This window comes from Jeotgalibacillus soli, from assembly GCF_000829435.1.
GTDB classification, from domain to species: Bacteria; Bacillota; Bacilli; order Bacillales; family Jeotgalibacillaceae; genus Jeotgalibacillus; species Jeotgalibacillus soli.
In genome coordinates, this window is record NZ_JXRP01000016.1 from 25,328 (window position 1) to 48,608 (window position 23,281).

The following is a 23,281-nucleotide window of genomic DNA, read 5'->3' on the forward strand; positions in this document are numbered from 1 at the left end:
CAAGGAGGCGTCATGATTGGATATTTTAAAAAGAATGGAACGATATAGAGATGAAGAAGACAGCTTAAGATGGGAAGGAACCTTTTCAGAATATGTGGAGCTCGTCAAAGAACGCCCCTGGGTCGCTCAATCAGCCCATTCACGTATTTATAACATGATTAAAGAAGCGGGTGTAGAAGAGAAAAATGGACGACGCAATTATTTGTTCTTTAAGGATCAGTTGTTTGGTCTAGAGGAGCCGCTAGAAAGGCTTGTAGAGGAATATTTCCATCCTGCGGCCAGAAGATTGGATGTCAAAAAGAGAATTTTACTTTTGATGGGACCAGTAAGTGGAGGAAAGTCTACTCTCGTCACGATATTAAAGCGTGGGATGGAGGTTTATTCAAGAACAGATCGCGGGGCAGTTTACGCCATTAAGGGGTGCCCGATGCATGAAGACCCCCTTCACTTAATTCCACAAGCGCTGCGTCAAGATTTCCAAAAGGAATATGGTATTCGAATTGAAGGGAATTTATCACCATTAAATTTAATGAGGCTTGAGAAGGAATTTGGCGGCCGAATTGAGGACGTGCCTGTTGAGAGAATATTTTTTTCAGAGGATAAAAGGGTTGGAATTGGTACATTTAGTCCATCAGATCCCAAATCACAGGATATTGCTGATCTAACAGGAAGCCTGGATTTCTCAACTATTGCTGAGTATGGTTCTGAATCGGATCCTCGTGCATATCGTTTTGATGGCGAGTTAAATAAAGCGAATCGCGGAATGATGGAATTTCAGGAGATGCTTAAGTGCGACGAAAAGTTTTTATGGCATTTACTATCGCTTACACAGGAAGGGAATTTTAAAGCAGGGAGATTTGCCCTTATTTCTGCGGATGAAATGATTGTGGCTCATACCAATGAAACAGAATATCGTTCATTTATTGCTAACCGGAAAAACGAAGCGCTTCATTCACGGATCATTGTCATGCCATTACCTTATAATCTGCAGGTCAGCGAGGAAGAAAAGATTTATGAAAAGCTGATAGCTGAAAGTGACGTATCTGATGTCCACATTGCCCCGAATACACTTAGAATCGCAGCAATGTTTACGATTTTGACTCGATTAAAGGAACCAAAGAGAAAGGACATTGATCTGATCAAAAAGATGCGTCTATATGACGGTGAGATCGTGGAAGGCTTTAATGATGCTGATGTACATGAGCTCAGAAAGGAATATGATGATGAAGGAATGACAGGGATTGACCCCCGTTATGTCATAAACCGTATTTCATCCACTATTATTCGTAAAGAAGTACTTTCAATTAACGCACTCGATGTACTTCGCTCATTAAAGGATGGCTTGGATCAGCACGCTTCCATTACAAAAGAGACAAAGGAAACCTACCTTGGTTTTATTTCACTGGCACGTCGTGAATTTGATGATATGGCGAAAAAAGAGGTACAAAAAGCATTTGTTTATTCGTATGAAGAGTCTGCTAAAACGTTAATGGATAATTATTTGGATAATGTAGAGGCCTATTGCCATAAGAATAAACTACGCGATCCGCTTACAGGAGAGGAAATGACACCGGACGAAAAACTCATGCGCTCAATTGAAGAACAGATAGGCATTTCAGAAAATGCCAAAAAAGCATTCCGTGAAGAGATTCTTATTCGGATTTCAACCTATGCAAGGAAAGGGAAGAGATTTGATTACCAATCACATGACCGTCTTCGTGAAGCCATTCAGAAAAAGTTGTTTGCTGACCTAAAGGATGTTGTGAAAATCACGACATCTTCGAAGACACCGGATGAACAGCAGTTAAAAAAGATGAACGAAGTGATCGCAAGGCTTATTGATGAGCATGGCTATAATCCAACGAGTGCAAATGAATTACTGAAATATGTGGGCAGCCTCCTAAATCGCTGACACCACGACCTGATGTTTATCCCTATATTATCAAGGGGTACATACAGGTAAGGGGTGATGGAATTATGACAAATAACAAACATGATATTTCCAAGCATGATCAGCCTGCCAATGGCTCAATGGCACCTGACTTAGAAGAGATGGAGCAGCTCGGACGGCAGATGGAAAAGCTTCGAACCAATGAAGAATTAAAGGATCAGGATCGTCAGCCGGGAACCGAGCAGTATGTGGAAGAAGAGAAATAGTCTCTTCTTCTTTTTTGACTGATCATTCAAACAGTGATAAAATATAAAAAATGAAAGCGATTACAAAAAGGGGAGAGAACAATGCCGGGAAGAGAACATTTTCAGCAGCTTGAGCCCTTTAACGGAGGAATGGCAAACAACATGGAAGAGATGATTTTGCTTGGCAAGCAAATGGAAAAGCTTCGTACAGGCGATGAGCTAAAAGAGAATCATCGTCATTCTGACCCCATTCAATTTGAAAAAAATTATTGAGAACTAGGTCTTAGCCTGGTTCTTTTCTATTTTATGATCAATATTTAATCAACTATACTGACAGCTGTCCCTGTTGCAATAACCATCATCATGCCTTCGCGAATTGTTTCAAAGTCCAAATCAACACCAATGACTGCATTGGCACCAGGTTTACGAGCTCTTTCCGTCATTTCCTCCAAGGCAATTTTACGCCCCTCTGCCAGCTTCTCCTCATAGGCTGCACTTCGGCCTCCAATGATGTCTGTTACCGAAGCAAATAGATCCCGAACGACATTTACTCCCATAATGGCTTCTCCTGTGACAATTCCATGATAATCTGTAATGTTTTTTCCTTGTAAAGAGTGAGGAGTAGTTGTCACTAACATAAATGAAACCTCCTTGTTTTTAAAACGTATGTAGTACTAGAACGAGAAACATTTAGCTATAGTATAGTTGATAAATAAGGAGAAATATAGAAGTAGAGGTGAGGATTTTTGAAGACATCAACAATTTTAAAATGGATTACTGGAGGATTAGAAGCTTTTTTTTCCATCCCTATACTCGGGGGATTTTTAATCGTTTCCAATCTATGGGCGCCCTTATGGATCATGCTTGGGCTCCATATTTTAACACTCGTATTTGCTGCAAGGGAAATGGAGAGCAAAACCGGGAGTATTGTGGGGATCGTAACAAGCATTGTAGGATGGATTCCTTTTGTTGGTTTTATCATGCATATCATTACAGCCATTATCCTTCTAGTGGATGCGGCTGCCACTTCAGCACGTGAAAAGATAGCTTCGCAGTGAATTATAAAGAGATTGTCTCATAAGTCGATGATTAAACGACTTGCGGGACAATCTCTTTTTACAGAAAAGCGCATAGATTATTGATTAAAGTTTATAATATGTAGGTTTTGCACATGAGTTTTTGATGAAGGTCTATAGATATCTATAAGCATGAAAGTTTTACACATAAATGGTCAGTCAAAGAAGCATCATTATGGTTTCTCATATAATTATCTGCACTAGTCAAGGGAGATGCCATATCCGCTTTTCACTTAAGCTTGTCAATAATCTGATCTTTGAGCATACAATGAATTACTAAGGGAAGAAGGGAGACTCGGCCATGACGAATGATGAACAATTAACCACGATCCTATCACATGAAGATTGGTCCCTTCACCGTCAAGGACAGGATGATCAAAAAAGACACCAAGAGAAAGTACAGGAAGCGATAAGGGATCAATTACCTGAACTGATTACGGAAGAAAATATTGTGATGTCCAATGGTAAGCAAGTCGTCAAGATTCCGATCAGGTCACTGGAAGAATATAAAATCCGTTTCAATTATGATAAGAAAAAACATGTCGGCCAAGGTGAAGGTGATAGTCAAGTTGGTGACTTAATTGCAAAAGGACAGCCAGCGAAGCAACCAGGTCAAGAAGGCGAGCCGGGAGATCAAGCTGGCGTTGATTATGTCGAGGCGGAAGTATCATTACTCGAAGTCGAAGAAGCGTTATTTAAGGAGCTGGCATTGCCAAATTTGAAGAAGAAAGAAGAAACGGAAGAGGTCACGAGTGATATTCAATTTAACGATATAAGAAATAAAGGATTAACTGGAAATATTGATAAAAAGAAAACAATGATGAGTGCATATAAGCGCAATGCCATGAAGGGGGCACCAGCTTTTAATCCAATACTGCCTGAGGATTTGCGTTATCGTACGTGGAATGAAACGATGGAGAGAGAATCAAAGGCTGTCGTACTTGCATTAATGGATACAAGTGGATCCATGGGTTCCTTTGAGAAGTATGTGGCCAGGAGCTTTTTCTTTTGGCTAACTCGCTTTTTACGTTCAAAATACGAGCATGTGGATCTTCGCTTTATTGCCCACCACACAGAAGCGAAGGTTGTAGAAGAAGAGACGTTTTTTACAAAAGGAGAAAGCGGAGGAACCATCTGCTCGTCCGCATACCGAAAAGCATTAGAGGTAATTGGAGACGAATTTCCAGTAAGTAGATATAACATTTATGCATTCCATTTCTCAGATGGAGATAATTTAACGTCAGACAACGCAAAATGTGTACCTCTTATCGAGCAGCTTACAAAGGTTTGTAACTTGTTTGGATATGGTGAGGTAAATCAATATCAACGTCATTCTTCCTTAATGTCTATCTATAAAAAAATGTCTGAAGAGGAGCTCCGCTATTTTATCTTACGCAGAAAATCAGATGTGTTTTTTGCCTTAAAACATTTTCTAAGTGAAACAATAGCAGTTCAATCTTAATAGCAGAAAATTGTTTAACCTTATTGATCAATTATCTGATGAATAAGGTTTTTTGTTATGGAAAAAGCCAGAGACTCAATGTCTCCGGCTTTCAGACTGTTGGCAAACGCTCGCTTTCTTCAAAGTCCAGCTGCGGCGCCTAGCTCCTCGATGTCATAAGCCGCAAATGAATCGAAGACAAAGACCATCTTCTCTTCATTTGTGGCTTATGCTTGTCTGGGCTGATCAACGCGCTTCCACTTTTGGTGTTACTCACCTTTCTGCAGTGCTCATTACCAACCCGGTAACTCCGCTCACAGCAAGGCTTCGTGCCTCGAAAGACAAGTGTTTGCAATTCAGTCTGAAGGGATAGTGATCTTACTTTGTCTAAATACTGAAAGCATGAGATCAAGTCTCCGGTTTTAATGTGGAAGGAAAACAAGCTGGTAAAAGAATAACGCAGCGAATACATAGACAAGCGGGTGAACAGACTTCCATTGTCCTTTAAAAATTTTCAACATAGGATAAAAAATAAAGCCTAGAGCAATCCCAGTCGCAATACTGGAGGTCAGCGGCATGCTCAATATGATTAGGAATGCTGGAAATGCTTCATCTAATTCATCCCACTTGATTTTAGCGATACTGCCCATCATTAAGCTTCCAACGATGATAAGTGCCGGTGCAGTGATCGCAGATACCCCTGACACTGCACCAACTAACGGACCAAAAAAGGCAGAAAGGATAAACAGAACTGCAACGGTAAGCGATGTTAGACCTGTACGACCTCCCGCAGCAACGCCTGCAGAAGATTCAATATAAGCAGATGTTGGGCTCGTTCCAACCATTGCTCCGGCTGTAGAAGCTACTGAATCGGCAAGCAGAGCCTGGCGAGCGCGCGGCATGGTGTTTCCTTTCATTAAACCAGCTTGCTGTGCAACTCCAACCATTGTTCCTGTTGTATCAAAGATAGTAACGAGTAAAAATGAAAATACGACAGCAAACAAACCGTATTGAATGACGTCTCCCATTGCGGCAATTGGATTGACGACCATTAGTCCTTCTGGCAAGCTTGGCAGTGCCAGCACTCCGTTAAAGTTTAACTGGTTAGTTAGAAATGAAATAAATCCAGTTAATAACATTCCAATAAATAATGCTCCATTTACTTTTAAGACCATCAAGATCAGCGTTATGGCAAGACCGCTAAATGCTAGGATGACGGATGCGGAATGAAGGTCTCCAAGCTTAACGAGATTGTTTTCATCAGCTACAATCATGCCCGTCATACGCATTCCAATAAATGCGATGAACAGACCAATTCCAGCTGTAATACCATATTTTAAATTATCCGGGATCGCTTCAATTAATTTTTTGCGAAGCGGTGTAAGAGATAAGAGGGTGAAAAGAATGCCAGAGATAAATACAGCAGCAAATGCCACTTCATATGAAATACCTGTATTTGTCCCGACAACTGAAAATGCAAAGTAAGCATTCAGCCCCATGCCGGGTGCGATGGCGATTGGGTAGTTAGCAAATAAAGCCATCCATAGCGTACCAATAACGGTTGCAATAATGGTAGCAAAAAATACTTGTTCGAATGGCACACCAGTGGTAGAAAGTATAATTGGATTTACTACAACGATGTAAACCATGGTCATAAAGGTGGTAAAACCTGCAAGCACCTCTGTTTTAACGGTTGTTTTGTGTTCTTCTAGGTTGAATCGAAACATGGGAAAGCCTCCTCGATAAAATACGAACAATTAAAAAACCCAACCAATATATTATTCGTTTTTTCGTATTTTTTCAATCCTTTTTTATTGTATAATTTAAGAAGAAGTCAAATGGATGAACAGATATTGATTATTGACACCGGGATTGCAGATCATCCAATAAATATTTATGTGAGGTGGAATGACTGTGTATAATGAGCTGAAAGAAAAACCAATGCTTATTCAAGCAGAACAATTAACGCGTTATTTGACCTCCATTAAAAGCTACAATGGAACCGATGGAGAGTCAGAAAAAGCAGATGCCATCGCAAAAGTGATTCGATCATTTCCTTATTTTCTTGAGCATCCTGATGAAGTATGGATACAAGAGATCCCGAATGATCCATTTGGCCGCAAAAACGTTTGGGCTCGGCTAAAAGGACTAAGCAGCAGAACTGTATTATTTCATAGCCATATCGATACGGTAGAAACAGATGATTTTGGCCCATTGCAAAAGATTGCGCATAATTCGGACGCGCTTGAACATTTTTTTACTTCATACGATGCTGACAGCCGCGTTCAAGTGGATGCTCTTTCAGAAGATTGGCTGTTTGGGCGTGGAGCACTTGATATGCAAAGCGGGATCGCGGTACATCTTGTCAATTTATTAGCGATGTCAGAACAAAAAGAGCCCTTAGAAGGTAATATGCTCTTTCTTTTTAATTCTGATGAGGAAAGTGAGCATGCAGGAATACTTGCTGCCTTGCATGAGCTAGAAAAAATGAAGCAGCAGGGTATGGACTATATTGCAGCAATAAATAATGATTTTATTGGTCCTCTGTTTGATGGAGATCCTCATAAATACATTTATACGGGTGCAGCTGGTAAAGTGCTGCCCTGCTTTTATATTTATGGAAGAGAAGCCCATGTTGGCGATATCCTCACCTCAATTGATCCAACCCAGATAGGAGCAGAATTGAATAGGAGAATCAATCAGAATCTTGAATTAGCTGAGCCTCTGGAAGGAGAGTATGTCCTGCCTCCTGCTTGTTTGTATTTTAAAGATGATAAACATCATTACAATGTGCAAACAGCGGTTAGTGCAAGGCTGTATTTTAACTATTTTGTTTTTGAACGAACGGCAAAGGACGTCTTGGATGAACTCATGGTGATTGCAAAAGAAGCCTGTGAGGAGCTTAGGGAATTAAGTCGGGGACGCTATGAGCAGTTTCATAAAAAACATCAGCTCCCGGTAAGCAATTGGGATTGGAAGCTAGAGGTTGTCTGTTTTGATGAATTTGTCACATCTCTTCGTAAAAAAGGTCTGCCAGTGGAAGATACATTAAATAGTATTCAAGAGCAATATATTGGAAAGGACCGGCGAGATGCTGCGTTTGCAATGGTAGAAGCACTCCAACAGCTTGATCCTGAGAAAAAGCCGCGTGTCATCATCTTTTTTGCTCCGCCATTTTTGCCGCATAATTTCTTAAATGAAAAAAATGAATATGGGAACGAAATTAAAAGGAAGTTGACAAAGCGGCTGAATGAAGTGTCCTCATTAACGGGTGAAAGCTTTATGATCAAAAGATTTTTTCCATATTTAGCAGATGGAAGTTTTCTTTCTTTACATGAATCGGAAGAAGAAGTCGAAGTGTTGGAGCAAAATATGCCAAGAATGGAAATCCTTTACCCGCTGCCGATTCATCTGATCAAAAAGCTGAACATTCCATCAATTAATATCGGTGTATATGGAAAAGATGGCCATAAATGGACTGAACGGGTTTATAAACCGTATACATTTGGCATATTACCGAACCTCATTCGAGAGTTTGCTCTTGATTTAGTCGCAGAAAAAGAGAGACTGCTTTTGTAGTTCAATAGTATATACTTTTAAGGAGAAAATCCCCGTTAAGGCCAAAGAGAAAGTGTGCATTCAGGCAGCATCTCATTAAATTACACGAAAATAGGCGAGTCTAAAATACAGAAAAAGTTTTTTCTATATCGATCAACAAAAAAAGCCCGATGAAATGATCTCATCAGGCTTCAAAATAAAAATGTTTATACAAAAGTAACAACTTTATCGATGTCTAAGCGTCCGGATGGGCGAGCTTCTGTGGAAGCTTTTCCAATTGTAATCAGCATGATTGGTACATAGCGATCGGATACTTCGAACTCTTCTGCAAATTTAGTCGCATTGAAACCGCCAATCGGACAAGTATCCCAGCCTTTTGATTTTGCAGCCAGCATCAATTGCATGGCTGCTAATGATGCATTTGTAAATGCGGCATCTCGAGCGAACTGCTCATTTTCATAAGCACCTTGAATTTGACCATTCAGCGCTACTTTGATTTCCTCTGACAAGCTGCCTGCTTCAACAGCTGGATCGAATACAGGATCAACATTTTCGTTTGCATGCAGGTCACCTAAAATGGCGACTACAGCTGAAGCATCAACGATCTGCTGTTGGTTATACGCGATTGGAAGCAAACGTTCTTGTGATTCTTTATTATGAAATACATTGAAATGCCAGTGTTGCAAATTCCAGGCTGACGGTGCTTGACCTGCAAGCGCAAGTAATTCTACTAGCTCTTCACGTGAAATTTCTGCAGCTGCATCGTATTGCTTTGTTGCACGGCGATCTTGAAAAATAGACATGAAGTTCTTATCTAAAGTTGAAATAGACATCATTAATTCCCCCAATGTAGCTACAAATTGTGTAGACTTTTATTTTGTATCGGTTATCTGTTAGATAATTGTAATCAGTAAATACCTTAGTATAGTTTTATAAGAACGTCAAGAGATTGAATTTAGAACACAAAGAATGAAGGGGGACTAGGGTTATTTTTGCGATAAGGGAGAAGGAGGTATCATCGAGGATACATTTACGACAGTAGCACTATAGCAGCAAATAAAGATAATTCCTTTTTGAAATCAGCATAATCAGTTATTCAAGGCATGATAAAAATGAATTAAGCCAGCCAATTCGGCTAGCTTAATTGCTTTGCGTTCATCCATCAATCTTCTGTAGTTCGATGATTTGAAGCTTCCATGCGTTCCTGAGGTCGTGTATTCGTTGTGCCATTTGCCCGTTTAGAAGCAAATTCAGCCTTTGCTCGTCCTTCACCGGCTTCTCCGTTAATGCTGTTTTTGGGGAAATTTTTAGCTTTATTTCTCATCTTTTTCCTCCATACAAATAGTCAAATACGCGTTTCCGCGTATCCGTAGTATGGGTAAAAGAAACAAAAGTATGATGGCACAGTTTTTATAAGTGATGGAAATAACCGGATAGAATAAAAGAGAAAAAAGCGCGGTAGCGATATCCAAGCTTTTTATAAAAGTGACAATATTATTTACGATTAAAGAAATCTTTAAGTTTGGACAACTGTTCCGTATCTTTGAGGATATCCCCCGGTCTTTTCGCTTGGCCAATAAAATAGTTTTTAAAGTCCATGTCGACAAATTCAAAAATGAGACGAAACTGCAGGATAAGTGGAAGGCCTTTAAGCATAACTTGTTCTCCGCCGCAAATGATTACATAGGCCGGTTTGTTTTTTAACCTTTCTTTAAATTTTAAGTCAGGTTCACGCAGTCTTTGAGACCAGCGATCAATAAATGTTTTCATATGTCCGCTCATTCCATACCAATAGACGGGCGTTGCAAAGATCACTGCATCGGCTCTTAGCATTTGCTCGATTAATGCACGATGGTCATCATCGACCGGATCAAAGCCTCTAGGCTCATGCCGCTGATCCACAATTTGATGAATACGATGATTACGTAAATGCATCCATTCAACATCACCAGGATAAAACGAAGCAGCCGCTTTAGCCAATGTTTCGGTATTGCCATCGTTTCGTGAACTTCCACAAATAATTAATAGAGACAATTGGATCTCCTTCTTTCTCCAAAAAAACGATTGATGGTGAATACAAGGGTAAGAAAGGGAAGAAAACAATCAATATGTTCGTATTTTATGGCAGGACCTTGTAAAATATGTATAAAAAATAAAAGGAGGAAATAACCTTGATTTCCAATTTACAAGGACGTATACCTTTACATAATGGAGTTGAAATGCCCCAAATTGGACTGGGCGTGTACAAGATGAGTAACTCACAGGAAACCATTAACGCCATAACAGCGGCATTAGCTAATGGCTATCGGGCAATTGATACAGCTTCTTTTTATCAAAATGAAGTAGAAACGGGCATTGCTGTTAAAGAATCTGGCATTTCAAGGGAAGAGCTATTTATAACGACAAAGGTATGGAATACGGATCAGGGTTATGATACAACGTTAAAATCATTTGACGGCAGCCTGCAAAAGCTGGGTATGGACTATGTGGATCTTTATTTGATTCACTGGCCTGTAAAGGAAAAATATAAAGAAACGTGGAAGGCAATGGAAAGATTGTACGCAGAAGGACTTGTAAAAGCGATCGGTGTCAGCAATTTTCATATTCCACATTTGAAGGACTTATTAAACGATGCCAATGAAAAGCCTGTTATTAACCAAATCGAGCTTCATCCCCGATTAACGCAAGAACACATTCGATCTTTCTGCGATGAAAATGGGATTACAGTAGAATCCTGGTCACCTCTTGCTAGAGGAAGCTTATTATCTGAGCCGACAATTAATCATATTGCGAAAAAACATAATAAATCAGCAGCACAGGTTATACTGCGCTGGCATCTGCAGCATGACCTTGTCATTATTCCAAAATCGGTAAGTGAAAAACGCATTATTGAAAACGCAGATCTATTTGATTTTTCCTTATCGCTAGAAGACATGAGATTGATCGATCAATTGAATATGAACGAACGTGTCGGCACGAATCCAGACACATTTGAATCATAAGCATAAGGCAAAAAAGCTATCATCTTTAAAAAGATGATAGCTTTTTTTGGATTTTAGCCATCTAAAATCTTCCATTAAAGATATTTCAATTCTGAATTTTCCGTTTAATATTGCTGAGAGAGGATATTATATAAAAGAATGTCTCATCTACAGTGCGTAGCAGGAGACGTGAAACGATAAAAACCAAAAGGAGAGATGTAGAAATGTCAAAGCTTAAATTAGCCATTATTTATTACAGCTCCACCGGTACGAATTACACATTGGCGCAATGGGCGGAACAGGCTGCCAAAGAGCAAGATGCAGAAGTTAAGCTGCTAAAAATAGAAGAAACAGCACCAATAGAGGCCATCTCCTCTAATCCTGCTTGGGAAAAGCATTATGAAGAAACAAAGGAAGTTCCGACTGTGACACTTAATGATCTGGAGTGGGCAGATGCTTATATTTTCAGTGTCCCTACTCGTTTTGGTAATGTCCCAGCACAGGTGAAGCAGTTCATGGATACAGCAGGCGGACTTTGGTTCAACGGAAAACTTGTTAATAAAGTCGTCAGTGCGATGAGTTCTGCACAAAATCCGCATGGAGGCCAGGAAGCAACTGTGCAAGCGATCTATACGACGATGATGCACTGGGGTGCGATCATTGCAGCACCTGGATATGCAGATCCTGTTACATTCACCTCTGGAGGAAATCCATATGGTACGAGTGTGACTGTTGATCAAGAAGGGAATATGCAAGAAGATGTAGAGGGTGCGGTGAAATTCCAGGCGAAACGCACGGTTCAAATAGCTGGCTGGGTTAAAGCAGGTTTAGCAAGCGAATAGGGAGTTAATTTCTTAATAAAGCACGGATGGCTTTTGAATAGTCTTCCGTGCTTTTTCTTTTATAAAAATCGTGGCGGCTGCTGGAGCTCTGGTGCTTGTGCTGTGACTGTTACACCAGTAAGCGGGTGCTGAAAGGTCAATTTAACGGCATGAAGCGCTTGATAAGAAAAGCCAGATAATTTTTTCCCCCCATACAAAGCGTCTCCTATTAAAGGATAACCTAAATGTGCAAGATGGACGCGGATTTGATGAGTCCTGCCGGTATCTAAATGTAATTCAAGCCAAGTAGCCTGAAGGGATTCTTTGTACGAGATTTTTTTATAATGGGTGATAGCTTTTTGTCCAGTTGGTGAAACGCGCTTTCGTGTCGCATGGTGTCGGTCATTGCCAATGGGTTTATCGATTGTACCAGAGGCCATTTTTACATTACCTTCAACGAATGCCCAATACGTGCGTTTTATAAGCCGCTGCTCCAGCATACGATCGAGCAGCGGCTTGATCGCAGAATGCTTGGCAAATAAAATCGCACCGGATGTATCGCGATCAAGTCTGTGAATGGGCTGAGCATAACCGCTATGCCCTTTTTTGAGTAAGTAATCAACGACACCATTTACAAGAGTGCTATCGTTTAATGAATCATTTGGATGAGTGTCCATTCCAGCTGGCTTGTTAACAATCAGAAGATGTTGGTCTTCATAAAGTGGATTGATTTGAAGATCAGAGGCCAGATAGGTTGGAAGTTCATCTGACAATGTGATGGAGAGAATATCTTCTTCTTTTAATTCCGTTTTCCAAGGAATGGGCTCTTCATTTAATGTGATTGCTTTTTCCATTCGCCATTGGTGAATGGTCTTTTTGGAAAATCTCCAATGGTCTTTTAGCGCTTGTTCAATGGTTGTGCCATCGAGTTGAGTTGTTATGGTAATCGTGTAAGTTGAAGAATGTTTTTGCATTGTTTTCTCCTTTTTTAGTGTCACTCATAGTTTACTTCAAATGAATATAAAACAGTGTAAAAAGTATCAATATGTCAAGGGAAAGCAGTGGAATGAGAGACATTTGATAAAAAGCGTCGATTTTAATTAGAATTAGATAAATTTTCACGAATAATCATATATTCAGATGAATTTCAGGATGAATATGACTGAATTTTCTCAATACACTTACAAAGAATTTATCTGTATGATTGTAATCAAGGAACAGCTAGTGGATAAGGGCTAGGAGCCGTATAGTCTGTAATCTAGTCTCGTTGATTCTTAAGACCTAGTTTTCATGTTGTTATTACTGAGCATTGAAGCAAATATGAAGGGAGTTGAGAAGGTGAAAAAAATGAAGAAAATTTTACTTACTTCTTGCATTCTAACAGCGTTAATGGTGCCATTCGCTGGATCCGTTGGCGCAGAATCAAACCCTGATTATATCACGAGAATGCCAAAAGCGATCGAAGCAGCTTATTAATTTGTTTGTTTAACCTACCCTATTAAATAAATGTTTAGCCATGGAATCCCCTGACCCGGTTCCATGGCTCTTTTTATGTTTCAGTTAACTTTAAAAGGTACTGGCTTGATAACTTGTACTTCCGGTTACGATAAAAATATTCCCCAAGCTCTTTATATTTTTTCTTTAAAAATTCCTTTTCTTCCATTGATTGATAGTGTGGGATGACGATCTCTTGCAAATAGTTAATATAGTTCATTTCATCATCAAGATCATCAGGAAAAGCTTTATGGTTTAGCTTATACCAGGCTAATTGCATTTCAATCTTGCTTTTTTTAGTTAACCAAGTATATTGCTGCAGTTTGTTTAATTGAGTTTTTGCATCTTCATAGTTTCCTTCTTCAATCAAAATATCAATTAAGTAAAGAGTCGTATCAGCAATCTTTGGATCATTCTCTTCACGAAACGATAGGCTATTTAAATAGGCTTCTTTTGCCAATGGCTTGTTATTCAAAAATCCATAGTTAAAAGCTAAATTATGTAAAGCCAATGCGCGAATGGTATTTAATCCTAAACTGTCTCCTAATTTATATATATTCTTAAATACTTTTTCAGCAGCATGATAATTACCGCTTCTGGTATAGCTTATTCCGATAATCATTTTACAATCGATGCTCTTTAAGTAGAGGAGCTCTGAATCAAAAATTGTTAATGCTTGATTCGCATAAAAAATAGCCATTACCGAATTCTTTAGATGGCTATATGTTAAGGCTAAATGAAGCATCAAATGAGGATTCTTTTTTTGTAAATACTCCATGCTATCTTCGGCTTTTAATAACATTTCTAGACTTTTAGAGTAATCTTGCTTAATACCGTAGTAAATTCCAGCATAATTATAAAATTGCAGCTGTTTTTCTTGATTAAACTGGTCTACTATATTGGATAATTCCTCAAATATTAAGGCAGCCTCATCCATTTTGTACGTTACTAAACGATGATAAAAAGTTAATAAGCGAAATTGGTGAAAAAATTCAGGTTCTTGTTGGAAATAGTCTTCAAATTTATTGAGCTCTTGATAAAGTTCTTCTGCTTTTGGGTAATTAACATTATCAAAGGCTTGTCTGCATTCGTATAACGTGATTTTTAAATGATCAAAATCAAGCTTTAGATCAGAGTTGGTCGTGACACCCAAGCGTTCGTATAAGTGGTCAATTATTTCAGGGTTTGGAATAACCTTTCCGGTTTCAATTTTACTTAAATACGTGACGGAACAAATCCCTTCACATACCTGCTCCTGAGTTAGATGCTTTTTTTTTCGCATAAAGCGAATGTAAGCTCCAATCGCTCTTGCTTCTCTTAGAGATAGGCTTGTTTGGTTAAACACGAGCATTCCCCACTTCCGAAAATCCTTTATAGTATGATTTTACCATGAATAAAACAGAAAAAAACCCCTCCTTATTACTAAAGAGAGGATGTTTAAAAGCTCAGATAGATTTTAGTATATACTGTGTTACTGATTTGTTCTAAGGGAGAATTCGTTGAAGAAGGCTGAATACGTATCTTCAGGTGCCGCTCCTACAACACGCTGAACCTCTTCTCCATTTTCGTAATAAATAACTGTTGGTGTTGATTCGATTGAGAATTGATTCCACCCATTTTCAAATTCTAGCAGGTTGAACTTAACCATTTCGACATCCATATCCTCAGCTAAAGGTGAAAGGATTGGTGTTGTTTGACGGCAATATTGACATGTAGGGCTGAAAAAATAAACTGTAGTCGGTTCGCCGCTTTCAATTTTTTCTGTCAGAGCGTCAGGAGTAATTTGATTTTGATAATTAGGATCATCTAATAGCTCAATCGTTGAAGCCTCCAGTGAATCTTTTCCATATGGATTTCCTTCAGTTTGAGAAGATTGCTGCATTTGCGTAATGATGGCAATGGCTGCAAAAATGACAATAATAATGGATCCGAATATAATGACTTTTTTCATTTCGTTGATGCTCCCTTCGATTGCTTTAAAATCCAAATACTGATCGTGAAGATGATGGTGAATGCAACAAGTGCTAAAAATGGAATGGTAATAAAGCCAAGCCAATTAATATATTGTCCTGTACAAGGGACACGACCGCAAGCTGGAGCGCTGCTTGACATAAAATCTAATTTTTGAATACTGTAATGATAGATTGAAATGAGTCCGCCAAAACCTGACAGCAGGGCTGAATAAAGAGCAGCCTTGGCATCCTTTTTAATAATTGCAGCAGCAAGAAGAATAACAAGTGGATACATAAAGATCCGCTGGTACCAACAAAGCTCGCATGGCTCATACCCTCTTATTTCCGAGAAGTATAGTGATCCCATCGTGGCGATTAGCGATGTTGCCCATATCACGAACAAGCCATTCTCGATTTTTTTGGTCATAAATTTGTCCTCATTTCTTGATTATTCTAAAGCATTATAAAGTCTTACTATAAAAATTGTAAAATTAAAGCCATTAGAAAACAAGCAACTATTTTAATTGATTGTTTCGCAAGCGTTTGCATTATGTCGGTTTTTGGGCAGTTGGTCCATATTACGGGAAATATTTGTAGAATATAATGGAAAGTTAATATGGATGAATAATCGTTAGAAAAGAATAGCCTTATTAAGATCAAAAATCAAATCAGTTTTTTTTGATCATTTTTTAAAAATAGAGGATGTTCTACCCCAATTTATTTTTTTGCTTTGTTAAACGAGTCTGTTGATTTCCACTGCAGACGCTCGTTTTCCGCGGGGCGGGTGGTGAGCCTCTCCGATGCAAATGCACCTGCTTGAGTATCACCTGTCCCGCTTTAACCCGCAGGAGTCTCACGTATCCGTTCCAATCAACGCAGTGCAAAAATCAACAATGGACTTTAACATAGCTTATTTATTGAATTGATTAATTTTATTCTGTACGTTTCATCATAGGATTATAAGGGGAATCAGGATATAATAATGGGTACATAGCATATGCATCCATAGTGCTATTTTTTGCAGGATTTGTTGTGAAGGGGTGAGGTATAATGTCTGAAAAACTTGATCTGTCTCAATTTGAAAAGAAAATGATCATTCGTACCATGATTCACAAAGATATTCAAAAAATTATTGCGATGCAGCGCATGTGCTTCCCAGGAATGGACCCGTGGAAAATGGATCAGCTGGAAAGCCATTTGACCATTTTTCCGGAGGGTCAGCTCGTAGCAGAGCTTGATGGGGAAATCATTGGTTCATGCTCAAGCTTGATTATAAATTTTGACGAATACGACGATCGTCATACATGGGACGATGTAACGGATGAGGGGTACATTACCAATCATAATCCTGATGGTTATAATCTGTATGGGATAGAAGTGATGGTTCATCCAAATTACCGGAGAATGAAGGTTGGTCATCGGCTCTATGAAGCAAGAAGAGAGATTGCTCGAGAATACAATTTAAAGAGCATCATTATTGGAGGGCGTATTCCAAATTTCCATAAGTATTCAAATGAAATGTCGCCCCGTGAATATGTAGATGCTGTTCAAATGCATAAAATTTATGATCCTGTGCTGTCATTTCAGCTGTTAAACGGATTTACACTGATGCGAATCAATCCAAACTATTTACCGGATGATAAGCAATCCAATAAGTACGCGACCCTTATGGAATGGAATAATGTTGACTATCGGCCTAAGTCGAAACGCCACTTTAAAACAAGTCATCCCGTTCGAATATGCGTCGTCCAATATATGATGAGACAAATTGATTCCTTTACTGATTTTGCCAATCAGGTTGAATATTTTACGGATGTAGCATCAGATGCTCATTCAGATTTTGTTGTATTTCCGGAGATTTTTACCACACAGCTCATGTCTTTTTTAAATGAAAAATCACCAAGCATGGCCGTGCGAAAGCTAACGGATTATACAGAGGATTATATTGAATTATTTACTGATCTAGCGGTACGCTACAATGTAAATATTATTGGCGGCTCTCACTTTGTGAAAGAGGATGATGATGAAATTTACAATATTGCGTATTTGTTCCGTCGTGATGGAACAATCGAAAAGCAATATAAAATTCATATTACACCGAATGAACGAAAATGGTGGGGGATTAGTCCCGGCGATACAGTCCGTGTATTTGATACAGACTGCGGGAAAATTGCGATTCAAATTTGCTATGATATTGAATTTCCAGAGCTTGCCCGTATTGCGACAGATATGGGCGCCAGAATCATTTTTACTCCGTTTTGTACGGAAGATCGTCAAGGCTATCTCCGTGTCCGTTATTGTTCTCAGGCCCGTGCGGTAGAAAATCAGATTTATACTGTTATCTCGGGTACAGTAGGCAACCTTCCTGATACTGAAAATATGGACATCCAATATGCTCAGTCTGGAATCTTTGCCCCTTCTGATTTTGAATTTGCCCGCGACGGTATCGTGGGTGAAACGGATCCAAATCTTGAAACGGTGCTGATTGGCGATGTGGACTTGGAAATCCTGCGCCGACAGCGTCAAGGCGGCACAGTTCGACAGCTCAAAGACCGTCGTCATGATGTTTATCATATTGAATATAAAAAATAAAACTGTTTCATTTGCTCTGTAAAGCGCACTCGCTTTGCAGAGCAAATTTATCTGTTTTTTCCAAAATTCGACAGTAAATGTGGTCGATCTATTCTTGTAATCTGCTACAATAGAATAAAAGGGAAACCTATACATAAATTCAGGGAGGATATATGATGAGCTACCAAAAAACCTATGAAAATTGGAAGCATTTTGATCGACTTGATGAAGAACTTCAAGCAGAGCTTCTTGAAATAAAGGATAATGAAATAGCAAAAGAGGACGCATTTTATAAGAATTTAGAATTTGGCACAGGCGGGATGCGTGGAGAAATTGGTGCAGGGACTAATCGCATGAATCTTTATACTGTAAGAAAAGCTGCAGAAGGGCTAGCACGCTATATTGAAAAACGCGGGGAAGAGGCTAAGAATCGTGGAGTTGTTCTGGCGTATGATTGTCGCAGAAAATCTCCTGAGTTTGCGATGGAAATTGCTAAAACTTTAGCTTCTCACGGTATTCAAGCGTATGTGTTTGAATCGCTTCGTCCGACACCTGAGCTGTCATTTGCTGTTCGTAAATTAAATACATATATGGGTGGAATGGTTACAGCAAGTCATAACCCGCCAGAATACAACGGTTTTAAAGTATATGGGGAAGATGGTGCACAGCTGAATTTAGCCGATGCGGATGCTGTAATTGAAGAAATTAATGCGATTGACAATGAGCTGGAAATCGAGGTAGATTCTTTTGGGAATCTCAAATCGTCCGGATTGATCAAAGTGATCGCGGAAGAAGTGGACGAGTCTTATGTTGAACATTTGATTACCGTATCTGAAAAGCCTCAAATGGCAGCAGAAACGGATTTAAAGGTTGTCTTTTCACCGTTGCACGGTGCTTCCAATGAAATGGTGCAAAGAGGGTTGAAAGCACTTGGCTATCAAAACATTCATGTTGTAGCGGAGCAGGAGCTGCCGGATTCAGAATTTACAACGGTTGCCTCGCCAAATCCCGAAGAGCCCGGCGCATTTGAATATGCCATTCGTGACGGAAAAAAAATCAATGCAGACCTTTTGATTACAGCCGATCCGGACGGTGATCGTCTAGGACTTGCGGTAAAGGACCCTAGTGGTGAGTATACACTTCTGACAGGGAATCAGACGGGGGCACTCCTTCTTGATTATTTGCTTGCTAGAAAGCAAGAAAAAGGAAGTCTCCCTGAAAACGGACGTGTTTTCAAAACCATTGTAACGTCTGAGATTGGACGCAAAATCGCTGAGCATTACGGAATATCAACGGAAGATGTACTGACAGGCTTTAAATTCATTGGCGAGAAAATAAAAGAATATGAAACGACAGGTGAATATACCTTCTTATTTGGCTATGAAGAGAGCTATGGTTATTTAGTGAAGGATTTTGCAAGAGATAAAGATGCTGTCCAAGCGGCCCTTCTTGCGGTGGAAGCTGCCGCTTATCATAAAGCACAAGGGAAAACACTCTATGAAGTTTTACTCGCTCTTTTCGAGCAGCATGGCTACTACAAAGAAGGGTTAGAATCTTTGACACTAAAAGGAAAAGATGGTGCTGACAAGATTCAGTCAATCCTCCTTTCATTACGTGAAACACCGTTAAAAGAGCTAGCGGGATTATCTGTTCATTCTCAGGAAGATTACGGCAGCTTACGTCGTCTTTTTACCTTTGAAGAACGGGAAGAAGAAATCGTTCTGCCTGCTTCAAACGTATTAAAATATTTCTTGGAGGATGGTTCGTGGGTGTGCATTCGTCCAAGCGGCACAGAGCCAAAGGTGAAATTTTATTTTAGTGTAATTGGTTCAAGCGTTGAAGACAGTGAAGAAAAGCTTAACGCGATTAAAGAATCCTTAATGGAAAAGGTGCATGCGTTAGTTTAAACGTTATTCTAAAGAAAAGGCAGCGTCCGTCAAGGTGGATGCTGCCTTTTTTCGGTCATAAGTCGTAGTCGATCTACTTCATAAGAGGAATGCAGAGTTATTCAAAACAAAGTATACTAATAGTAAGTAAAGAGAGGTGCAGTCATGTCAGGCTTCAATGATCCATCTCATGTCATTATTTTAAAAGAAATTGCTGAATTATTGAATGAAGAAACAGAGCTTGAACCGATGCTCACGCAGGCACTAAAGAAGTTTCTTGAAGGAACGGACTTTCAAGCAGGGTGGATCTTCTTTATTGGAGAGGATGGAAGGCATTCTTTAATCGCACACGAACATCTGCCAGCGGCCCTTCTTAAAAAGGATTGCCATTTTATGAAAGCGGGTGGCTGCTGGTGTGTAAATTGCTATAAAAAAGGGACACTTCGTAAAGCTTCTAATATTATTGAGTGCAAGCGTATAGAGGGTGTGATTGGTAAAACGCATGAAGAAACAGAAGGACTTACGCATCATGCAACGGTTCCGCTTCAATCAGGTCCAGAGCGCTTCGGTTTATTAAATGTAGCGACGCCCGGAAGAACGGAATTTAGTGAGCATGAATTGGCATTGCTTGAATCGGTCGCTTTTCAAATTGGTTCTGCCATCAAACGAATCCAGCTAACAAAAAAAGAACAGGAAATCGCATTGATGCAAGAACGCAATCGACTGGCCAGAGACTTGCATGATTCTGTTAATCAGCTGTTATTCTCCATGACGTTAACTGCAAGAGGCGGAGCTGAAATGACTGACTCTGCTGAAGTGAAAGAGACATTTTATGGGCTGCAATCACTGGCTCAAGAGGCACTGACAGAAATGCGTGCACTTATATGGCAGCTAAAGCCTAGAGGAATGGAAGGCGGAATCACACAAGCAATCAAAGGGTATGGAGATATATTGGGTTTAAATGTAAAAACGGAAGTGAAAGGTGTACTACGCTTACCATCAAAGGTAGAGGAAACTATTTTTAGAATCGCACAGGAAGCCTTAAATAACTGTAAAAAACATTCAGATACCGATAAGGTCATTTTTATTATTCGATCTTATAAAGATCGAGTCACTTTTACGATTCGTGATTTTGGCCGCGGGTTTTATGCAGAGCATGTTCGTTCTCTCCCTTCAGTTGGAATGATCAGCATGAGGGAGCGAGCGCGATTACTCGGGGGAGATTTCCGAGTGGAGAGTCAACCTGGAGAAGGTACTGCGATTAACGTAACCTTGCCCTATTAGGAGGAAGTAAAAGTGAGCATTCGATTATTGATTGCAGATGATCATCATGTTGTAAGAAGAGGGCTTGTTTTTTTTCTGAAGACGCAAAAGGATATTGAAATTGTAGGAGAAGCAAAAAATGGGCAGGAGGCTGTTGATATGGTGAAAAATCTTCAGCCTGATGTTGTGTTGATGGATTTGGTGATGCCTGAAATGGATGGCATCCAAGCGACCAGAGAGATTAAACAATGTCTGCCAAAGACAGAAATTATGATGCTTACAAGCTTTTCCGACCAGGATCATGTGATTCCAGCGATCGAAGCGGGTGCTGCAGGCTATCAGTTGAAAGACATTGAACCTGATGAACTTGTGGCTTCGATTCGCAAGCTAATGAACGGGGAAAATACACTTCATCCGAAAGCAACCAATCATTTATTAACGAGAATTAATAAATCCGAAACATCGCCTCATGAGGTACATCAGCTGACGCGCCGCGAAAAAGATGTATTGATGGAGCTCACGAAGGGTAAAAGCAATAAAGAAATTGCCAATGCTCTCTATATCACAGAAAAAACAGTGAAAACACATATATCCAACATCTTTACTAAGCTTGAAGTATCAGACCGAACACAAGCAGCCCTCTACGCAGTAAAACACGGACTCGCATCATCGTAAAAGCGGAGAGCGCCTGTTTATCGGTGACAAGCATAAGACAAGCGCTGACAGAAGGCGTTTTTTTGCCTTCAGAAGCGACTGGCTTATGACCTCGAGCCGATGGTGCTCGGAGCTGGATAAAATAAAAGCGGAGAGCGGCTTGCCCAGACCCGACAAGCATAAGGCGCACAGCCTAAGTTGGCGCTCTTTGCCAGCATAGGCAGTGAGACTTATGACCTCGAGGGTCTAGCCGCCGAAGCTGGATAGAGTAAAAGCGGAGAGCGCCTGTTTATCGGTGACAAGCATAAGACAAGCGCAGTTGGATCGATAACGATCCGGCTGCGTCTCCTTATCCCCCATAAAAAAGATGAAACCCAACAAGCATAACACCTACATCCGCTAAAATATGCACAATCCAAGAGGCATAAATATGCCGGTGATTGCGGTTCAGCTCATTTAAAATGACTCCTACAGTGAAGAGTGAGACTAAGCAAAGAACAAGAATTGTCCAATCAAACCAGGATAAAAATACAGCCAAATGATAAAAGGCAAACAAACTGGCTGAAAGAATGCTTGCCGGCCAATGTCCTACGTAGGAAATAAGCTTAATATGCAAAAAACCCCGAAAGAACCATTCTTCTAAAAAAGAATTCACAAATGTAATGTAAAGAGCGACAAACGGAAATATCCTCGCAGATATTCCTAGCCGTTCTACAGTATCCTCCATAACAATAGACCAGTTGATCTTAAATCCAATTAAGTAATAAGAAGTCAAAATAATTGCTATGCAGCTTACACCAATAATAACGGCCGCGAGTTTTTTCATTGGATGAATGGGATGCCAACGAAGAAGCTGCCAAACGTCATGGGAAGTAAATAGACGTATAAAAATCAACGGAATCACAAAAAATAAGCTAATTTTGATCAATGTTTTATGTAAATAGGAAACAGCAAGCCATTGCTCTGTAACAATTAAAAACAAAATGGAGAGGAGAGCGAAAAGATAAACAACCAAAGTTAGCTTCAAAATGAATCCCCCATGTTAATAAGAGTTTATTTTAGTGTAATTTTACACTAAAATAAACTCTTGTCAATAGATGGGAAGTAATGATTGAAACGCTCTAAAGAATTTTTTCTGTAAAGGTATGGCTTGTAGTCATGCCATATTCTGCATAGCGAAAGAGCTCCAAATAGTCGTAGGCTGTTTTTTCCTGCTCTTGAGGAAAGTGAATTCCTTTTAATAAGCGTTTAATCTTTTTAGACAACAATTCATCCTTAGTGCGAACCATCAGTATTAGCAGGTCATCCCATCCATGTCTATACAAGTACAGCAGTGTCCGTTCATAATCATTTTTCATTTTTTTCCTCCTTCCACTAGAGGCTATAACTAGTATGTGCGAAAAACATTCTTCGTGTTCAAGGGAAATGTTGCAAGAGAGTTTGGTGAG

25 protein-coding genes are annotated in these 23,281 nt (G+C 39.7%); 14 read left to right on the plus strand and 11 right to left on the minus strand.

Annotated elements, in window-relative coordinates:
- Positions 1 to 16 precede the first annotated feature (16 nt).
- The 3 genes from KP78_RS08715 to KP78_RS20285 all read left to right on the plus strand — a co-directional run bounded on the left by KP78_RS08715 (position 17) and on the right by KP78_RS20285 (position 2,409).
- Entirely contained in the window at positions 17 to 1,912 is a 1,896-nt protein-coding gene (locus KP78_RS08715) for a PrkA family serine protein kinase (RefSeq protein WP_041088137.1), read from the plus strand.
- A 65-nt stretch (positions 1,913 to 1,977) separates the two neighbouring features.
- Positions 1,978 to 2,157 (plus strand): hypothetical protein, encoded by a 180-nt coding sequence (locus KP78_RS08720; RefSeq protein ID WP_041088139.1) that lies wholly within the window; start codon positions 1,978 to 1,980, stop codon positions 2,155 to 2,157.
- Positions 2,158 to 2,238: 81 nt separating this feature from the next.
- Complete coding sequence (locus KP78_RS20285; RefSeq protein ID WP_162835588.1) at positions 2,239 to 2,409, plus strand: hypothetical protein; 171 nt, start codon at positions 2,239 to 2,241, stop codon at positions 2,407 to 2,409.
- A 44-nt stretch (positions 2,410 to 2,453) separates the two neighbouring features.
- On the opposite strand, the gene KP78_RS08725 is transcribed toward KP78_RS20285, so the two are convergent.
- Complete coding sequence (locus KP78_RS08725) at positions 2,454 to 2,774, minus strand: YbjQ family protein (protein ID WP_041088141.1); 321 nt, start codon at positions 2,772 to 2,774, stop codon at positions 2,454 to 2,456.
- 108 nt (positions 2,775 to 2,882) lie between these two features.
- Here KP78_RS08725 and KP78_RS08730 point away from each other — a divergent pair, with 108 nt between their 5' ends.
- The 3 genes from KP78_RS08730 (at position 2,883) to KP78_RS20645 (ending at position 5,026) form a co-directional block, all read left to right on the plus strand.
- Entirely contained in the window at positions 2,883 to 3,194 is a 312-nt protein-coding gene (locus KP78_RS08730) for a hypothetical protein (protein WP_041088142.1), read from the plus strand.
- 319 nt (positions 3,195 to 3,513) lie between these two features.
- The gene (yhbH, locus tag KP78_RS08735; RefSeq protein ID WP_041088144.1) at positions 3,514 to 4,674 is read left to right on the plus strand and encodes a sporulation protein YhbH; all 1,161 of its coding nucleotides are present in this window, start codon (positions 3,514 to 3,516) and stop codon (positions 4,672 to 4,674) included.
- A 166-nt stretch (positions 4,675 to 4,840) separates the two neighbouring features.
- Positions 4,841 to 5,026 carry a hypothetical protein gene (locus tag KP78_RS20645; protein WP_235420882.1) on the plus strand — a complete coding sequence of 62 codons (186 nt, stop codon included), beginning with the start codon at positions 4,841 to 4,843 and terminating at the stop codon, positions 5,024 to 5,026.
- Between the two features lie 49 nt (positions 5,027 to 5,075).
- Here the strand turns inward: KP78_RS20645 and KP78_RS08740 are convergent, their stop codons facing one another.
- On the minus strand, positions 5,076 to 6,380 hold the full coding sequence (locus KP78_RS08740; RefSeq protein WP_041088146.1) for an NCS2 family permease: 1,305 nt from the start codon (positions 6,378 to 6,380) through the stop codon (positions 5,076 to 5,078).
- Between the two features lie 187 nt (positions 6,381 to 6,567).
- Here KP78_RS08740 and KP78_RS08745 point away from each other — a divergent pair, with 187 nt between their 5' ends.
- A complete protein-coding gene (locus KP78_RS08745; RefSeq protein ID WP_041088148.1) occupies positions 6,568 to 8,232 on the plus strand; it encodes a M20/M25/M40 family metallo-hydrolase in 1,665 nt (554 codons plus the stop codon).
- A 185-nt stretch (positions 8,233 to 8,417) separates the two neighbouring features.
- Here the strand turns inward: KP78_RS08745 and KP78_RS08750 are convergent, their stop codons facing one another.
- The 3 genes from KP78_RS08750 to KP78_RS08760 form a co-directional block, all read right to left on the minus strand.
- Entirely contained in the window at positions 8,418 to 9,044 is a 627-nt protein-coding gene (locus KP78_RS08750; RefSeq protein ID WP_041088149.1) for a nitroreductase family protein, read from the minus strand.
- Positions 9,045 to 9,373: 329 nt separating this feature from the next.
- Positions 9,374 to 9,535 (minus strand): small, acid-soluble spore protein K, encoded by a 162-nt coding sequence (gene sspK / locus KP78_RS08755; RefSeq protein WP_041088151.1) that lies wholly within the window; start codon positions 9,533 to 9,535, stop codon positions 9,374 to 9,376.
- A gap of 170 nt (positions 9,536 to 9,705) precedes the next feature.
- Complete coding sequence (locus KP78_RS08760) at positions 9,706 to 10,245, minus strand: flavodoxin family protein (protein ID WP_041088153.1); 540 nt, start codon at positions 10,243 to 10,245, stop codon at positions 9,706 to 9,708.
- A 140-nt stretch (positions 10,246 to 10,385) separates the two neighbouring features.
- Between KP78_RS08760 and KP78_RS08765 the strand changes: the two genes are divergently transcribed.
- Together KP78_RS08765 and wrbA are read left to right on the plus strand one after the other, a co-directional pair.
- A complete protein-coding gene (locus KP78_RS08765; protein ID WP_041088224.1) occupies positions 10,386 to 11,213 on the plus strand; it encodes an aldo/keto reductase in 828 nt (275 codons plus the stop codon).
- Between the two features lie 203 nt (positions 11,214 to 11,416).
- Positions 11,417 to 12,034 (plus strand): NAD(P)H:quinone oxidoreductase, encoded by a 618-nt coding sequence (gene wrbA, locus KP78_RS08770; protein ID WP_041088155.1) that lies wholly within the window; start codon positions 11,417 to 11,419, stop codon positions 12,032 to 12,034.
- A 59-nt stretch (positions 12,035 to 12,093) separates the two neighbouring features.
- On the opposite strand, the gene KP78_RS08775 is transcribed toward wrbA, so the two are convergent.
- Entirely contained in the window at positions 12,094 to 12,987 is an 894-nt protein-coding gene (locus KP78_RS08775; RefSeq protein WP_052474724.1) for an RluA family pseudouridine synthase, read from the minus strand.
- 373 nt (positions 12,988 to 13,360) lie between these two features.
- Between KP78_RS08775 and KP78_RS20970 the strand changes: the two genes are divergently transcribed.
- The gene (locus KP78_RS20970) at positions 13,361 to 13,489 is read left to right on the plus strand and encodes a hypothetical protein (protein ID WP_268747517.1); all 129 of its coding nucleotides are present in this window, start codon (positions 13,361 to 13,363) and stop codon (positions 13,487 to 13,489) included.
- 73 nt (positions 13,490 to 13,562) lie between these two features.
- Here the strand turns inward: KP78_RS20970 and KP78_RS08785 are convergent, their stop codons facing one another.
- From KP78_RS08785 to KP78_RS08795, 3 genes are all read right to left on the minus strand, one after another.
- On the minus strand, positions 13,563 to 14,852 hold the full coding sequence (locus tag KP78_RS08785) for a helix-turn-helix domain-containing protein (RefSeq protein ID WP_041088159.1): 1,290 nt from the start codon (positions 14,850 to 14,852) through the stop codon (positions 13,563 to 13,565).
- A 126-nt stretch (positions 14,853 to 14,978) separates the two neighbouring features.
- Positions 14,979 to 15,458 (minus strand): thioredoxin family protein, encoded by a 480-nt coding sequence (locus KP78_RS08790; protein ID WP_041088162.1) that lies wholly within the window; start codon positions 15,456 to 15,458, stop codon positions 14,979 to 14,981.
- Positions 15,455 to 15,886 carry a disulfide oxidoreductase gene (locus tag KP78_RS08795; protein WP_041088164.1) on the minus strand — a complete coding sequence of 144 codons (432 nt, stop codon included), beginning with the start codon at positions 15,884 to 15,886 and terminating at the stop codon, positions 15,455 to 15,457. The genes KP78_RS08790 and KP78_RS08795 overlap by 4 nt, the downstream gene beginning before the upstream one ends.
- A gap of 623 nt (positions 15,887 to 16,509) precedes the next feature.
- Here KP78_RS08795 and KP78_RS08800 point away from each other — a divergent pair.
- From KP78_RS08800 to KP78_RS08815, 4 genes are all read left to right on the plus strand, one after another.
- Positions 16,510 to 18,051 carry a bifunctional GNAT family N-acetyltransferase/carbon-nitrogen hydrolase family protein gene (locus KP78_RS08800; protein WP_041088166.1) on the plus strand — a complete coding sequence of 514 codons (1,542 nt, stop codon included), beginning with the start codon at positions 16,510 to 16,512 and terminating at the stop codon, positions 18,049 to 18,051.
- A gap of 155 nt (positions 18,052 to 18,206) precedes the next feature.
- Positions 18,207 to 19,937 (plus strand): phospho-sugar mutase, encoded by a 1,731-nt coding sequence (locus KP78_RS08805; protein ID WP_041088167.1) that lies wholly within the window; start codon positions 18,207 to 18,209, stop codon positions 19,935 to 19,937.
- A gap of 144 nt (positions 19,938 to 20,081) precedes the next feature.
- Entirely contained in the window at positions 20,082 to 21,200 is a 1,119-nt protein-coding gene (locus KP78_RS08810; protein WP_041088169.1) for a GAF domain-containing sensor histidine kinase, read from the plus strand.
- Between the two features lie 12 nt (positions 21,201 to 21,212).
- On the plus strand, positions 21,213 to 21,854 hold the full coding sequence (locus KP78_RS08815) for a response regulator (RefSeq protein WP_041088171.1): 642 nt from the start codon (positions 21,213 to 21,215) through the stop codon (positions 21,852 to 21,854).
- 328 nt (positions 21,855 to 22,182) lie between these two features.
- Here the strand turns inward: KP78_RS08815 and KP78_RS08820 are convergent, their stop codons facing one another.
- Complete coding sequence (locus tag KP78_RS08820) at positions 22,183 to 22,860, minus strand: CPBP family intramembrane glutamic endopeptidase (RefSeq protein ID WP_041088173.1); 678 nt, start codon at positions 22,858 to 22,860, stop codon at positions 22,183 to 22,185.
- Positions 22,861 to 22,954: 94 nt separating this feature from the next.
- The gene (locus tag KP78_RS08825; RefSeq protein WP_041088176.1) at positions 22,955 to 23,191 is read right to left on the minus strand and encodes a YhdB family protein; all 237 of its coding nucleotides are present in this window, start codon (positions 23,189 to 23,191) and stop codon (positions 22,955 to 22,957) included.
- Positions 23,192 to 23,281: the final 90 nt, after the last annotated feature.

Excerpts from the sequence above, each read along its gene's own strand:
- KP78_RS08740 (WP_041088146.1), bottom strand. The coding sequence starts at position 6,380 with ATGTTTCGATTCAACCTAGAAGAACACAAAACAACCGTTAAAACAGAG.
- yhbH (WP_041088144.1), top strand. The coding sequence starts at position 3,514 with ATGACGAATGATGAACAATTAACCACGATCCTATCACATGAAGATTGG.
- KP78_RS08825 (WP_041088176.1), bottom strand. The coding sequence starts at position 23,191 with ATGAAAAATGATTATGAACGGACACTGCTGTACTTGTATAGACATGGA.
- sspK (WP_041088151.1), bottom strand. The coding sequence starts at position 9,535 with ATGAGAAATAAAGCTAAAAATTTCCCCAAAAACAGCATTAACGGAGAA.
- KP78_RS20645 (WP_235420882.1), top strand. The coding sequence starts at position 4,841 with ATGAATCGAAGACAAAGACCATCTTCTCTTCATTTGTGGCTTATGCTT.
- KP78_RS08790 (WP_041088162.1), bottom strand. The coding sequence starts at position 15,458 with ATGAAAAAAGTCATTATATTCGGATCCATTATTATTGTCATTTTTGCA.
- KP78_RS08800 (WP_041088166.1), top strand. The coding sequence starts at position 16,510 with ATGTCTGAAAAACTTGATCTGTCTCAATTTGAAAAGAAAATGATCATT.
- KP78_RS08795 (WP_041088164.1), bottom strand. The coding sequence starts at position 15,886 with ATGACCAAAAAAATCGAGAATGGCTTGTTCGTGATATGGGCAACATCG.
- KP78_RS08750 (WP_041088149.1), bottom strand. The coding sequence starts at position 9,044 with ATGTCTATTTCAACTTTAGATAAGAACTTCATGTCTATTTTTCAAGAT.
- KP78_RS08775 (WP_052474724.1), bottom strand. The coding sequence starts at position 12,987 with ATGCAAAAACATTCTTCAACTTACACGATTACCATAACAACTCAACTC.
- KP78_RS08725 (WP_041088141.1), bottom strand. The coding sequence starts at position 2,774 with ATGTTAGTGACAACTACTCCTCACTCTTTACAAGGAAAAAACATTACA.
- KP78_RS20285 (WP_162835588.1), top strand. The coding sequence starts at position 2,239 with ATGCCGGGAAGAGAACATTTTCAGCAGCTTGAGCCCTTTAACGGAGGA.
- KP78_RS08805 (WP_041088167.1), top strand. The coding sequence starts at position 18,207 with ATGAGCTACCAAAAAACCTATGAAAATTGGAAGCATTTTGATCGACTT.
- KP78_RS08720 (WP_041088139.1), top strand. The coding sequence starts at position 1,978 with ATGACAAATAACAAACATGATATTTCCAAGCATGATCAGCCTGCCAAT.
- wrbA (WP_041088155.1), top strand. The coding sequence starts at position 11,417 with ATGTCAAAGCTTAAATTAGCCATTATTTATTACAGCTCCACCGGTACG.
- KP78_RS20970 (WP_268747517.1), top strand. The coding sequence starts at position 13,361 with ATGAAGAAAATTTTACTTACTTCTTGCATTCTAACAGCGTTAATGGTG.
- KP78_RS08810 (WP_041088169.1), top strand. The coding sequence starts at position 20,082 with ATGTCAGGCTTCAATGATCCATCTCATGTCATTATTTTAAAAGAAATT.